At 70.0% G+C, this 12360-nt stretch carries 21 protein-coding genes; 1 reads left to right on the top strand and 20 read right to left on the bottom strand.

Features of this window, described 5'->3' with window-relative positions; genetic code table 11:
- Positions 1-25 precede the first annotated feature (25 nt).
- Entirely contained in the window at positions 26-1693 is a 1668-nt protein-coding gene (locus tag GBA63_RS22855; RefSeq protein WP_166180830.1) for a hypothetical protein, read from the bottom strand.
- Positions 1678-2919 carry an AAA family ATPase gene (locus GBA63_RS22850; RefSeq protein WP_166180828.1) on the bottom strand — a complete coding sequence of 414 codons (1242 nt, stop codon included), beginning with the start codon at positions 2917-2919 and terminating at the stop codon, positions 1678-1680. Before GBA63_RS22850 ends, GBA63_RS22855 begins: the two co-directional genes overlap by 16 nt.
- Positions 2920-3131: 212 nt before the next feature.
- Here GBA63_RS22850 and GBA63_RS22845 point away from each other — a divergent pair, with 212 nt between their 5' ends.
- On the top strand, positions 3132-4016 hold the full coding sequence (locus tag GBA63_RS22845; RefSeq protein ID WP_166180826.1) for a hypothetical protein: 885 nt from the start codon (positions 3132-3134) through the stop codon (positions 4014-4016).
- Positions 4017-4021: 5 nt separating this feature from the next.
- On the opposite strand, the gene GBA63_RS22840 is transcribed toward GBA63_RS22845, so the two are convergent.
- The 18 genes from GBA63_RS22840 to GBA63_RS22755 all read right to left on the bottom strand — a co-directional run bounded on the left by GBA63_RS22840 (position 4022) and on the right by GBA63_RS22755 (position 12224).
- A complete protein-coding gene (locus GBA63_RS22840; protein WP_166180824.1) occupies positions 4022-4528 on the bottom strand; it encodes a hypothetical protein in 507 nt (168 codons plus the stop codon).
- A 14-nt stretch (positions 4529-4542) separates the two neighbouring features.
- Positions 4543-4779, bottom strand: a complete 237-nt coding sequence (locus GBA63_RS22835) for a hypothetical protein (protein ID WP_166180822.1) — start codon at positions 4777-4779, stop codon at positions 4543-4545.
- 89 nt (positions 4780-4868) lie between these two features.
- Positions 4869-5231, bottom strand: coding sequence for a hypothetical protein (locus GBA63_RS22830; protein ID WP_166180820.1), 363 nt, complete (start codon positions 5229-5231; stop codon positions 4869-4871).
- The gene (locus GBA63_RS22825; protein WP_166180818.1) at positions 5231-5905 is read right to left on the bottom strand and encodes a hypothetical protein; all 675 of its coding nucleotides are present in this window, start codon (positions 5903-5905) and stop codon (positions 5231-5233) included. Before GBA63_RS22825 ends, GBA63_RS22830 begins: the two co-directional genes overlap by 1 nt.
- Positions 5902-6522, bottom strand: coding sequence for a hypothetical protein (locus tag GBA63_RS22820; protein ID WP_166180816.1), 621 nt, complete (start codon positions 6520-6522; stop codon positions 5902-5904). Before GBA63_RS22820 ends, GBA63_RS22825 begins: the two co-directional genes overlap by 4 nt.
- Positions 6519-6755 carry a hypothetical protein gene (locus GBA63_RS22815; RefSeq protein WP_166180814.1) on the bottom strand — a complete coding sequence of 79 codons (237 nt, stop codon included), beginning with the start codon at positions 6753-6755 and terminating at the stop codon, positions 6519-6521. The genes GBA63_RS22820 and GBA63_RS22815 overlap by 4 nt, the downstream gene beginning before the upstream one ends.
- A gap of 18 nt (positions 6756-6773) precedes the next feature.
- Entirely contained in the window at positions 6774-6983 is a 210-nt protein-coding gene (locus GBA63_RS22810; protein WP_166180812.1) for a hypothetical protein, read from the bottom strand.
- Positions 6977-7684, bottom strand: coding sequence for a hypothetical protein (locus GBA63_RS22805; RefSeq protein WP_166180810.1), 708 nt, complete (start codon positions 7682-7684; stop codon positions 6977-6979). Before GBA63_RS22805 ends, GBA63_RS22810 begins: the two co-directional genes overlap by 7 nt.
- Positions 7681-8262: a hypothetical protein gene (locus GBA63_RS22800; protein WP_166180808.1), complete on the bottom strand. Its 582-nt coding sequence runs from the start codon at positions 8260-8262 to the stop codon at positions 7681-7683. Before GBA63_RS22800 ends, GBA63_RS22805 begins: the two co-directional genes overlap by 4 nt.
- Before the next feature lie 51 nt (positions 8263-8313).
- Complete coding sequence (locus GBA63_RS22795; protein WP_166180806.1) at positions 8314-8829, bottom strand: hypothetical protein; 516 nt, start codon at positions 8827-8829, stop codon at positions 8314-8316.
- 42 nt (positions 8830-8871) lie between these two features.
- Positions 8872-10143 carry a DNA polymerase III subunit beta gene (dnaN, locus tag GBA63_RS22790; protein ID WP_166180804.1) on the bottom strand — a complete coding sequence of 424 codons (1272 nt, stop codon included), beginning with the start codon at positions 10141-10143 and terminating at the stop codon, positions 8872-8874.
- Between the two features lie 97 nt (positions 10144-10240).
- Entirely contained in the window at positions 10241-10513 is a 273-nt protein-coding gene (locus GBA63_RS22785) for a hypothetical protein (protein WP_166180802.1), read from the bottom strand.
- Positions 10480-10668, bottom strand: a complete 189-nt coding sequence (locus GBA63_RS22780) for a hypothetical protein (RefSeq protein ID WP_166180800.1) — start codon at positions 10666-10668, stop codon at positions 10480-10482. The genes GBA63_RS22785 and GBA63_RS22780 overlap by 34 nt, the downstream gene beginning before the upstream one ends.
- Positions 10665-10916 carry a hypothetical protein gene (locus tag GBA63_RS22775; RefSeq protein ID WP_166180798.1) on the bottom strand — a complete coding sequence of 84 codons (252 nt, stop codon included), beginning with the start codon at positions 10914-10916 and terminating at the stop codon, positions 10665-10667. The genes GBA63_RS22780 and GBA63_RS22775 overlap by 4 nt, the downstream gene beginning before the upstream one ends.
- Positions 10917-10958: 42 nt before the next feature.
- A complete protein-coding gene (locus GBA63_RS22770) occupies positions 10959-11291 on the bottom strand; it encodes a hypothetical protein (RefSeq protein ID WP_166180796.1) in 333 nt (110 codons plus the stop codon).
- Entirely contained in the window at positions 11288-11743 is a 456-nt protein-coding gene (locus tag GBA63_RS22765; protein WP_166180794.1) for a hypothetical protein, read from the bottom strand. Before GBA63_RS22765 ends, GBA63_RS22770 begins: the two co-directional genes overlap by 4 nt.
- A 35-nt stretch (positions 11744-11778) precedes the next feature.
- Positions 11779-11973 carry a hypothetical protein gene (locus GBA63_RS22760; protein ID WP_166180793.1) on the bottom strand — a complete coding sequence of 65 codons (195 nt, stop codon included), beginning with the start codon at positions 11971-11973 and terminating at the stop codon, positions 11779-11781.
- On the bottom strand, positions 11970-12224 hold the full coding sequence (locus GBA63_RS22755) for a hypothetical protein (protein ID WP_166180791.1): 255 nt from the start codon (positions 12222-12224) through the stop codon (positions 11970-11972). The genes GBA63_RS22760 and GBA63_RS22755 overlap by 4 nt, the downstream gene beginning before the upstream one ends.
- Between the last annotated feature and the right edge of the window lie 136 nt (positions 12225-12360).

Here is a 12360-nt window from a genome sequence, read left to right as displayed (position 1 = left end):
AGTGGAGGCGCCCCGCGCGGGAGGGCTAGAGGCTGTCGAAGAGGGCGCCGGCGGCGTCGCGAGCCCCGCTCGCGCGGGAGAGGTCCTGGGCCCGGATCACCTTGTCGCTGAAGGGCTCGACGGATCCGGCCCGGGCGTCGTCCCCGACGAGGACGGCGACGAGTTTGAAGCCGCGGGAACGTTTGTGTTCGCGCAGCTCCTCGGTATCGTCCTCGGGCAGCCTGCAGATCCCGTCCGTGACGAGCAGGAGGTCGGGCGTGCCCTCGGGCGTGTTCGGCGACTCGGAGATCAGGTCGCGGGCCCGCGAGATGGGGGGTTCGTACTTCGTCCCGCCGGCGGCGTCCACGGTGCCCACGGCGAGGAACTTCCTGACGTCCTTCTCGCCGGGGGCGAGTTCGACGTCGAGGACGATCCGGGCGTTGAAGAAGACGGCGTGGACGCGGCGGGCGCCGGTACCCGGTGATCCGCCGCCGGCCGCGGCGTGGGCGAGCGCGAGGGCGATGGCCGAGGCCCACTCCATGGGGGCTCCGGTCATGGACCACGAGGAGTCGATCATCGCGATCACCGGCCCCCGACCCACCGGTTCCTCCGTGCGGCGGGCGTAGGAGAGGACCTTCCGCTGGGAGAGGCGGCGGTAGAAGTCGAGCCTGCGGAGGGGGTTGCCCGACCCGAAGGCGCCGGCCCTCTCGGAGGGGAGGGAGCGGGCGATGTCGCCGGAGGTTTCGACGTCGTAGACCTCGTCGCGGTTCGCCTTTACCTTGCGGCGCTCGGAGGCGCGGCGGTGGTTGCGCATCCTGCCGAGGAGGTCCGCGAGGTCTCGCATCCGCTTCGTGCGAAGCTTGCGGGCGAGCTCGAGGCGCTCGGAGACGGGGACGGTCCTGAGGTCTGCGGGCTTCAAGCCCCAAGCGCGGAGTGCCGCGGCGTGCGCGGCGGCCTCGGCGGAACCCGCGGTGGAGGCGGCCCTGATTATCGCCCGCAGGTCGCCGGCGAAGTTGTCCGGGAAGTCGTCCTGGACGTCCACTGCCGGCGGATCGTCGGAGAACTGTTCCGGCTCGAGTTGAGGCGGAACGGCCCCCTCGCCGGCGTCAGGAGCTGGGGGGTCGTCCCGACCGGGCGCTTCGTCGACCTCTGCGGGCTCCTCTCGAGGCTCTTCTCCGGCCCGGTCGTCGGGAAGCCCGGCGTCTGGGGGCGCGGTCGGTGTCGCGGGGTCGTCGGGCCGGGGTTCGGCCTGGTGGTCCATCCAATCCCGGAGGGCCGGTCGGCGGAGGAGTTCCCGCAGAAAGCGCCTGGCGGCCTCGATCGTGGCGAGGGCGCTGGCGACCTCGTCTCTGGCGGTCGAGAGGCGAGCGATCAGGGTCTCCTCGTCCTCCCGCAATCTCTCGATAAAGGGCCGGTTCGCCCGGAGGTGAGGCGGGTCCACCGCGCCCTCCGCCACGAGCGCCGGGACCATCTTGTAGAAGGAGACGAAGAGGTCCAAGACGAGCGCGGCGAAGGTCGTCGGGGCGTCTTCGCCGGCGCGGTCCACGAGAGCCCGGAGCTCGGGTTCGGCGTCCAGGACGTCGCGGAAGAGGCCGGCCTCGAAGCGGTCCAGTTCGACGTTGTTCTTGACGAAGCCGCCCGAGAGGCGGCGCTCAGAGAGGATCGCCCGGAGCCTGTCGAGCTCGTCGCTGGGGCCGCTCATATCCCGAGGCACTTGCTGGTCACCTCCTCGTTCATCTCCAAGACCTTCTTCAGGAGGCCGTCGATCAGGCCGGTGTCGGCGCCGGCCGTCTTGGCGGCGTCGCGCAGCTCCAGGAGCTTGTCGGTGGTCTGCTTGAGGGCCACGTTCGCGTTCATGCCGGCGTCGGACTCGGCCCGCTGGAGCGCCTCGTCGCCGGGGTTACGGGCGGCCTCGCGGTGGGCGCGCATGGCGTTGTTGTAGGAGTCCGTGGCACGGTCGAAGCGGTCCCGGGCCTCGGCGGCGTGGGGGTTCGCCTGGCGCAGCACGACCTCGGCGACGGCGCGTATCTGGTCGCCGTCGGGGTCCTCCCAGAGCGCGTGGGCGAGGATGTCGAGGTCCGCCCTGGTGGCCGCCGTTCGGCCGTTCATGTAGGCCTGCGCCTTGACGAGGTGGACGAGGGCCTCGCGGCGCCGGTCGGACGGGACGATCTCGCGGTCGGCGAGCTCGGCGAGGATCTCGTCGATGGCGTCGAAGACGGGGGAGACGTCCACCTTTCGCGCCTCCTGGATGGCGGCGTCCACGTCCCTCTCGGTGAGGATCGGGGAGACTGCCTCTCGGGCGGCAGCTTCGCTGGAGTTGGCGCGCTCCATCATCTTGCGGACGTTCCTGCGGTCCTGGAGGTAGTCGACCTGGTAGCGCAGCAGGAAGCGGTCGTGGAAGGCGTCGAGGTTCTCGTCGCGGTCGGCGGGCACGTCGTTGGAGGTGGCGATCAGGAGGCGCAGGGGGACGCGCTCCTCGGGCAGGGTGCCGTTCTTGAAGAGGCCCTCGTTCATTATGGTGAGCAGCGACTTCAGGAGGGAGCCGGCGGTGTAGAGCTCCTCGAGGACCGCCAGCTTCGCCCGCGGGACCATGCCGGTGGTGTTGCGGCGGAAGGTGTCGTCCTCGAAGCCGGCGTTGGAGACGGGGCCGTAGATCTCGTCCTCGGTGGAGGCCGGGCGCAGCTGGGTGCGGAAGTAGGGGTCCTGGCCCTCGGGGACGCCGTCCCAGGCGATGAGGTCGCAGTAGAGGCGCGAGAGGGCGCTCTTGGCGCAGCCCTTCGGGCCGAGGAGGAGCACGTGGGCGCGGGCGAGGATGCCGACCGATAGTCCCCGGATGTGGACCTCGCGTTCGAAGACGCGTTCGGAGACGGAGCGCTCCGCGCGGAGCAGTTTCTCGCGGGGGCTCTCGTTCTGTTGGGGTGTGTTCTCGGCTGCTTGCATGCGGCGCTCCTCCTGGTTCTCTTCGGGCCAACTGAGATCGAAGGCCCGCCCGGAGCGCTCGACGAAGGGAATGGTGGTGATGAAGGGGTGAAAGGAGGGGAAAGCCCTTCGGGGTGCGAGCGTCCGGGCGGACGCCCAACGGGGCGGCCGGCGCTCGCGCCCTGCTGGGAAGCGCGGGTGCGAAGATGCGACGTTTGTTAGGCTGCCCGGCTATGGCCGCTGACCTCAAGGGGTTCTTCTCGAACTGCTTTATAGCGGGGGAGATCGGCGCGGCCGAACGGGACGGCCGCGCCTACCGGGACACCATCGAACTGTCGCTCGGCGGGCGCCGCGTGAAGCTGATCCAGCGGCCCGCGATCTTGGGTGAAAATCCGCGGGACTACAGGGGAGAGTTCGTCGAGACGACCACCGTGGTGGTCGCGGACGTGAGCGCGGAGGAGAGGGACGAGGTCCGGGAGATGCTTCTGGGCCTGTCGTTCCTGCTGTCTTTCGCCACGAGCTCCGACGTGGGCTTCTACCGGTGGCGCCACGAGCAGGAGCCGCGCCTGAGCGAGGGTTGGGCGACGGTGGCGCAGACCGGCTTCTTCCGGCCCGCCTTCGACCTTTCGGGCGGCAAGAGGGTGAGGGAGTTCCTGGAGGGGAGTTGGGACGGGTACCGGAGGCACGAGGAGGGCAGGCAGCTGCGGGCGGCCATACACCTGTACGTGATAGCCGAAACCAGGCTCTTGCCCGACGAGCTCAAGGCGGCGACGATGTTCATTTTGCTGGAGAACCTGAAGTCCACGTACGCCGCCGAGCGGGGCATCCCGTTCGTGGACGGGTACTACCGGAAGCCGAACGGTAAGAGCTGGCCGTTCAAGAACCTGTTGTACGAGATGTTCAAGGGCGTCGGGATGGCGCAGCCGGACCTGAAAAGGGCGGTCCTGCTACGCAACGAGATTGTTCACGCGGGGATAAGCCGGATGTCAGGTTCCCAACAGGAGGAGGTCTACGATCAGGTCCAGGACCTCGCGCGTGAGTACCTTCTGCGGTTGATGGGTTACCGTGGCGACTTCCGCCTCTATTCCGGGCGGGGCATGACGACCAAGCGGATCTGAGGGCGTCAGCGGTAGACGACCGAGACGGTCCAGTCGGAGTCGCCCAGTGTGACCTCCTGCCTGTTGGGGAAGGTCTCGGGGATGGCGGTCAGGTAGCAACCGTCGGCCGTCGGGTCGCGCAGGAGCGGGACGTGGTGGTAGCCCATAGCCTCAAGCGCCTCGCGGGCGCGGGCGGGGAGCGCTCCGTCGCCCGAGTTCGAGGAGACTATCTCTACGCAGTGGGGCGGGTCCTCAGCTTCGCTGGAGGCCCACTCGCACTCAAGGTCGTAGCCGTGGGCGCGCAGGCGCTTCAAGACGAGGCTTATCCTTTGCTCCTCGGTGCCGGAGATCACCAGGTCCACGTAGTCGCCCTCCGAGTTCGCGTCCTTCTCGTAGTGGAAGGTGAGCGCCTCGGGGTTCTTGGGGTCAGCGTGCTCGCGGGCGATCTGCTGGGCCACGGCCTGGCGGGTGGCCTGCTCTACGACGTAGAGCGGGTCGTAGGATTCGGTGCGGGTGAGGGTTATGGAGAGCACGGCTCGTCGCCTCCTTACTTAGAGCGTGGACATTCGGCGTGGGCCTCATCGTCTATCTCCTCGGGGCCATCTTCTCCTGTGACGAGGCCGCCGCAGCGGACGCAGAAGACGGCGTGGACGCCGTGCTGCTCGGAGATGTCGTGCAGGACGTCGCGGAGATGCTCCAGGGCCTCACCGCCCTGCCGGCCCTCGTCTAGGAAGCCCTCGTCGAGGAGTTCCGGGCCGCGGGTCTGCATGAGGGAGAGGGCCACGACGCCCTCGCTGGCTTCGCCTCTTCGCGTAGCGCTCCTCGGCGCTCATGGGCAGGCTCATCGGACCTCCTCGGGGATCGTCGAGCCGGCTAGGACTCGGATTGCAGCTCCCGCCTGGCCTCCTCGCCCCGGTCGAGGATCTCGCGCATGAGGCGCTCGGCCGCCTCGTGGCGCGACTTGTGGTACTCGCCGCCCGGCAGCGAGCGGCCGTGGGTGCGGAGGCCGCCGGGGGTGCGGCAGTCGTGCTCGCCCCCGCGCTTCACGGAGCGAAACGGGGGCGCCCCGCAGTGGGGACACGGGACGTCGCGGACGCGCAGCAGCCCCTCCCTGCGGACGCGGTCGGCGCGGGCCACGTCGCGCTTGAGGCGTTTTCGGCGCTTGCGGGCCTTCGAGGCGGCGCCGAGGAAGTCCAACTCGGGCTGGACGGCGGGCTCGGGGCGGCGCGCCGGCATCAGTCGGTGGGGGGCGCCGCCGCGGCGGCCTCCTCTTCGGTGATTAGGCCCTTCTCCTTGAGGAGGTCGAGCACGGCATCGCCGCGGGCGCCGGCGAGGGACTCGCCCAAAAACGATTCCTGCGGGACGGCGGAGAGGAGGGCGCGCCCGGCCTGGAGCGCGACGGATTCGATGGCGGGCGGGGAGACGCCGATGCGCTGGGAGAGGCGATGATAGGCCAGGGCGTCGCCGGCGAAGCGCGCCGCGAGCCCGTCCTCGTAGTTCTCCCCTTCGCGCTCGAAGGCCTCGTGCATGTATGCCTTCGCCGTGGCTTCGACGATCATCTGCCCGGCGGTCCCGTAGACGTCGCGCGCCGAGTATGAGCTCTGGGACGCGAAGAGCGGGGGTTGGCTGGCGTCGGAGGAGACCTCCTCGGGCTCGGGCAGCTCGTGGCCGTAGCGGAGCATGACGGTTTCCGCGAGGTCGGTCAGGTGAACGGGGTCCGGGGCCACCAGCACGAGGCGTACCTCGCCCTCCTCGATGCTCGTGGTGGCCGTGACGGGGCCGAAGGGTCCGAACATTTCGTTGGCAACGGAGAAGACCTGGGCCTGGAGGATCGCCCCCTGGGCGTCTTCGAGGAAGTTTAGGGAGGGCTGGCGGGATACGGTGGTGCGGTACAAGACGGGCTCGCTCACGGGGTTTCCTCCTGATATTCGTCGGGCTTGGCGGCGCCGGTCGAGACCTCGGGGCCCAAAGCCGGTGCGGCGGAGGCGCGCAGCGCGGCGGCCGTCTCTCGCAGCTCGACGGCGTGGGATCGGTAGCCCTCCACGGCCTCGGCTTCGTGGGGGAAGCTCTCGAGCTCGCGGGCGTCGTCGGAGAGGCGGCGGGCCGAGTCCTCCAGCTCGCCGGCGGCTTCCGAGAGCAGGCCCCCGTTCGCGACGGCGCGGCCGTCGAGGTGGTGCCAGAGGTCGTCGAGGGCGGCCGTCAGGTCGGAGGTGGATGCGCCCGCGTCGTTCACCGCGGTGATCTCGCGGTCTATGGCCTCAAGGCGGCGGCCGAGGTCCGGGGCGGGGGCCCCGATCACGGCGGGCGGGATCTCCATGTCCCAGATCTCGTAGCCGTCCGGCTCAAAGGCGGTGTTGGCCCACGCGACGAGCTCGTCCTCGTCGTTGACGGTGATCTTGGGATCGCCAGGTTCGTGCGAGGCGTAGTCCGTGAGGGTCATGGGGAACGAGACGAACTCGATCCAGGTCCCGCAAAGGGGGTCCGAGAGGTTGACGTCGCGGACGCCCGCGATCACTCGCACCTTCAAGCCGTTACCTCCTTGCGCTCGAGGAGGAACTCTTTCTCCTCCTCGGTGAGCTGCTCCGGGGTCATGGCGAGCCGTCCGCACGTGGAGCACGTCACGTCGCCTACGGTGCCGCCCAGCGGCTCGATCTTGGCGGCGTCGGGGGCGTCCTCGATCACGAACTCGTAGTGGTTCTTTACGGCGACCTCGAAGCGCTCGCCGCCGCACCTCTTGCAGGGGTGCATCTCGGTTATCATCGTCGCCTCCGGGTATCGCTAGCGGTCGTGGACGTCGTGGCCGCCGCAGGAGAGGCAGCGGTATGTTCTCGCGGCACCTAGCGGGTCGGTGATGATGCCCTCGTCGTCCTTGGGTTCGTCGGCCCTATCCACGAGGATCTCCCGGCGGACGTACTCCCGCCGCTCGAAGCCGGCGCCGGGGTCGTCCGGGCCGTTGGAGGGGCACTCGGAGTTCGCGCACGTCAACACGACGGGGCCTCCGGTTCGTCCTCCTCCTTCTTCGGGTGATCTCCTAGGGCTTGGAGGTCCTCCAGGGTGAGGTCGCCGAGGTCCGTGCCGCAGGCCCCGCAGCGGACCTCGCGGTAGCCCTCGTCGGAGACGGAGACGTCCTTCCAGGTCCGGAGGTCGCCGGTGGGGGAGAGGTGGGCGGTCGCCAGGGAGTCTGCGGTGGCGGTGAAGTAGATGTCGGGGTCGCCAGGGCCGCAATTTGCGTTCGGGCAGACGATGCGGCCGTCCCTGATCGGGACCCGGGCCTCCAGCTTCTCCCGGTCGTAGGCGCTGTCGGCCACGGCGTGGACCGCGCGGACCGCGCGGTCGAGGCCTTCGAGCGCCTCACTGTCGCGCTCGTCGGCCGCGCCGCCCTCACCGGCCAGGAGCTCGGGCAGCCTTCCGGCGGCGAGGTGAAGGTGGTGGAGGACGTCTTCGGCGCCGATCCTCCTGCGCCCCTCCGCCTGGGCGGCCTCCAGGGTGTCGAAGACCAGGACGGTGGGGTCGTAGCCGAGACGCCGCACCGCGCCTTCGAGCGCGGCGACGGCGGCTTCGGGGGTGGGTCCCTCCTCGACGCCGGTGAGGAAGGGCATGGCGCCCCAGACGACGCCGGCGGAGTAGGTGGGCGGCTGCTGGTCGCTGCGCTTCTGCACGAGCACGCCGAAGGTTCTGCGCTTGCTCATCCTCGTCCCTCCCAACTCTCGCCGGCGCGCATGGCGCGCGCGAAGAAGGCGATCACATCGCTCTCGGGGTTTTCGTCCTCCAGACGGTCGAGCGAGATCTCCAGAACCTCCGCGTCGGAGGGGACCTCGAAACCGAAGGCCTCCGCGTAGGAGCGGAGTGCCGCCTCCTCGCCGGCGCGGTGGTCGGAGTTCGGGGTGCCGTCGAATTTGTCCCCGAAGAGGACCTCCCTGTGCGAGGCGACGCGGGCAGCGATGATTCGCTCGCGGAGTTGCCGCGCCTGCCTGTAGCGTTCGGCGCCGGGGATTTCCCCGTCGCGCGGCGCTTCGGGCACCGTGGGGTTCTCGGCGCGGTAAGGGGCGTGTTCGTCCACCTCTTCGGGGAAGACGTGGGTCTCGAAGCCGTCGGCGAAGCGAACGAGAAAAGTGAGCGGGGCGTCCCGGTCGAGGTCGAGGTCGTAGCCGACGACGGCGCAGGCGTGGCCACGGCGGTCGGAGTGGACGTGGTCGCGCCCGACCGGCAGGAAGACGCCGGTGAAGCGGTACTCCGTGGGCCTGAGCGGATTGTTGATTACGGTCATGGTCGCCTCCTCGGCTTGCGGCGGGCCGGGATCGGTGGAAAGGCGGGCGCGTCAGTCGCCGGAGAGCCTCACGGAGAGGGAGGTGATCCGGCCGGCCTCGACGCCGGGCAGTTGCTGGCCGTCTTCGTCCAGCGCCTTCTTCGCGAGGGCCTTGGCCCGGGAGTTGTTGAGCTTGAGGTCGAAGAGGGAGTCGCGCCGGTCCGGGGGCACGGCGGCCACGAACGCCTCCTGGTCGGCGATCTTCACCGTGGTGCGCGCGGTGGTGGTGGCGGTACCGATGCCGGGGACGTTGAACTTCTTCCCGCCGTTGTGCTCGGTGAGGAAGGTGAGCATGGAGGAGCGGAGCCTCTCCAGATCCTCTTCGGCGTTGGCGAGGTCCGCCTTGATCTCCTCCTCGACCTGCTTGAGGTAGGCGGCGCCCCGCTCCTTACGCACTTCGAGGTCGGCCTTCGCCTCCCTGTACGAGCGCATGGCGGCTATCATGGCGGCGTCGTCGACGGGGGCTTCGACGGCCTCCGCGGGGGCCTGGGCGTCGAGGGCGTGCCGAACGGGGTCTTGGGTCTCCAACGTGGTCTCCTTTCCGGTTGGCGGGGGCAGAGAAGCAGAAGGCTACGAGCCGTTCCGGGACGGATCGCGCATGGGCATGATGAGGTGGAGGTAGCCGTCCGGCGGTCCCTCGGGGTCTGTGCCGGCCGATCCGTTCGTGGCCTCGGCCGCCAGTTCCGCGGCGGGCCTCAAGACGGCGGGCTTGAGGGACTCGTTGAGGCGCAGGGCCACGGTCTCGTCCGAGATCGAGGAGACGGCCTCGGCGAGGTAGTGCGGGTTGAAGCAGATCTCGAACGCCTTGCCCTCGGGCACGTCGGCGGAGAGGACCTCGGTGGCAGCACCCGTGTCGGCGGCCAGGGAGATGGCTACCTCCCCGCCTCCCAACGTGCCCTCCTCGTGGGAAAACGCCAGCTTGAGGGGGGGCGGGGGCGTCTGCTTGCCGGCGACGATCCGCGCCCGCCCGATGGCGGTGAGCAGGTCGTCTCGCTTCACGGAGAAGGTCTCCTCGAAGCCGTCCGGGAGGAGCCGCCCGTACTCGGGGTAGTTGCCGTCTATGAGACGCGTGGCGAGGGTGAGGCCGGCTTCGCCCGCGCGGAACATGGCCTGGTTCTCGGTGATGGCGACCTCTATGCGTCCGTCCTCGCCGGCCAGCGACGTCAGGCGCACGGCCTCCTTGAGGGCGCGGGCGGGCAGGATAGCGGTGGGCGCGCCCTCGACGGCGCCGTCGAGCTTCTGGCTGTTGAGGCCGAGGCGGTAGGAGTCGGTCGCGGCGAGCGTGGCCGAGCCCTCCGAGAAGGCGACGAGCACGCCCATGAGGACCGCGCGGCTCTCGTCCTTGCTGGCGAACGGGAGGACCTTCGAGACGGCCTCCGAGAGCGCCGCGGCGTCCACGGAGAAGGCCGCCGCGGTCGCGGTCCCGTCGGCGTCGGCGGAGCCGTCGGCCTCGCCGTCGGAGGGTTCGGGAAACTCGGGGAGGGTGGGGAAGTCGTCGGGCGCGTAGCAGTTCAGGGAGACGGAGGACCCACCGCAGGAGAGGGTGGCGTTGGCCCCCGACTCGTCGGTCTCGAGTTCGGCCTCTCCCTCGGGCAGGCTCTTGGCGTACTGCAGGAGCATCTTCGCCGGGATGGCGACCTTCCCGCCCTCCTCGACGGGGGTCTCGGCGGTCAGGGAGATGGATATCTCCATGTCCGTGGCCTTCATGGTGAGGAGGTTGGCGTCCTCGTCGGCCTCGAAGAGAACGGCCGAAAGGAGCTGGATGTGCGAGCGCGCGGAGACGGCCCTGGCGACCATCTCCAGAAGGCCCGAGAGCATGCCGGACGTGGAACGGATCTTCACTGCGGTACTCCTCCCTGTGGGGGAATTGTTTGTCGATGAGCGGTCGCGGCACCCGGCCCTCGCGCTGCGGGGCGGAGGGCCGGCTTCGGGCGCCGCGTCAGTCTTCGTCGGGGCGCATGATGGTGGCCGCCGGGCCCTGTCCTTCGTCGGCCACCACCACGACGGCCTCGTAGGGGCGGCGTCGGGCGGGGCCGGAGCGGAGAACGAGGGCGATCGGAACGCGCTCCCCGTAGCGCTGCAGGGCCCGGCCGAGGGCGGGCTTGCCCGCACGGAGGAGGTCGCGCAGCCGCTCGTCGGCATCCGCGCCGCCGGCGAACTCCTCGGGCATGGGTTCGGTCAGGTCGGCGTGTACGCCGTTGGTGACGGCCACGGGGACGGTGCAGCCGGCCTCGCCGGCGAGGTGCAGCCGGCCTCGCCGGCGAGCCCGCTGACGTCGACCAGGACGCCGTCGTCTATGGCGTCCTCGCGGGTGTAGGCGTCGATGATGGGCAGATCGTCCCAGAAAGGGTTACGGGGATCGCTCAAGAGTTCTCTCCCTCGCGGGCCGCGTCGTCGGGGTCGGCGTCCAGGTAGTTGTAGGCGTCGTCGATCTCCGCCCCGGAGGGGTCGAAGCCGAGCTCCTCGAGCCCGCTCTTGAGGTCGGCCAGGGCGTGCGCGGCCGTCGGCCCGTAGGCGACCAGGTGAACGGGCCTCTCGGTCCCGAGGCCGGTTGCCTCCGCCTTGTACTCGGAGTCGGGCTCGATGGAGTAGTGCTGCATGAGGTAGATCTTCACGCTGCGGGGTCCTTTCGGTCGGCGAGGAGGGCGCGGGGACGCTCAGTCGAGACCCAGCACCATGCCGGCCACCCGGTCGAGCTCCAGCAGGTCGTCCTCGAAGACGGCCGGGTCGCAGGTCTCGGAGACGTAGCTCACGCGGTCGTAGCCTTGGAGTTGCTCGCCGGCGATGCGGTGGACGGCCTCCCACGAGGATCCGGACCAGCGCTCCACGACGCCGGAGGACTGGAACCGGTAAGCGTTGTAGCGGACGGTGTAGCGCAGGTTCGTCCGGCCGTTCGTGCCCGCGGCGTCGTGGTGGTCGATGGCGATGACCTCGCGCCACCAGCTCTGATGGGCGTTGTAGGTCCTGTCGGAGACGATTTCGCCCCTCACGAGGAACCTTCCCGCTCGCTTCGGTCGGCCCGCCCGGTGGAGCCCGGAAGTTTCATCCAGGCGGTGAGGATGGGCAGGGAGAGGCCGAGGTCTTCGAGGCCTTGCTGGACGCGGGCCGTCGTCCGGTCCAGGACCTCCTCCTGGCGGGCGGAGTTGCGCCGTTCGTCCTCGGCGGGCGGGGACATCTCGAAGCCGTCGGCTGTGACGTAGGTGAGGGTGACGAGGTCCCGGCCGTGGGCGAACGCGGCTTGGACGCGCCTGGTGATTATCGGGATGCCCTCCTCCGTGGTGCGGGCGTGGCGGAGGGGCGCCACGAAAACGGCGCGGCGGGGGACGGTCTCGTCCTCGGAGGGGATGCGCTCGTCCTCGCGCCGGGAGAGGAGGTCGAGGAAGCTCTCCATCGTCCCGGCCTCTATCTCGAAGCGGCCGGGGTCCGTTGCGTCGGGGTTCATCGGGGGTCCTTTCTTGGGCTTGGGGACGGGACGAATCAGGGGCGCGGGCCGGGCAAGGGGACGCCGCAGCGCTCTTCCGAGCAGGAAGGGAGCATGGGCGGTTCCTTGGCGGAGCCGCCGCAACTCATACAGGTCTCGTCGAGGCGGTCAGGCTCGTGGCCCGTGCCGAAGCAGTCCGCGCAGGTGTCGTTGGCGCAGCAGACGGCGCAGATCTCGGGGTCGTGGGTCACCGGAGGCCTCCCGCGGTAGATTCGTCGGGCTCCGGCCGGTCGAGTTGGTCCTCCGCGCAGAGGGCGTGGACGAGGTCGAAGCCTCCGGGGTCGCCGTCGTTGTAGAAACGGCGCTCGTAGCCGATCTCCCCGTTGCATAAGGGGCAGACGGCGGCGGCCATGCGGCGGGTGTGGGCGCAGTCGGTGTGCGGGCAGGGTTCGGCGCAGGGGCCGTACTTGGTGCCGGGCGCCGCCAGGGTTGAAGCGGCCATGCGACCTCCCGGGTTGGTTGACGCTGCAAGGAGGAACGCCGGTCCGGGACGGGCGCCCTCGCGGGCGAGGGGCGCGCGGACCGGGCCGCGGACGTTTTTGGGTGAGGAGGGTCTAGACCCTACGCCCGGCCGCGAG

Source organism: Rubrobacter tropicus (genome assembly GCF_011492945.1).
GTDB lineage: Bacteria > Actinomycetota > Rubrobacteria > Rubrobacterales > Rubrobacteraceae > Rubrobacter_D > Rubrobacter_D tropicus.
The sequence above is the reverse complement of the archived record's forward strand: the minus strand, read 5'-3'. Positions and strand labels throughout refer to the sequence as shown.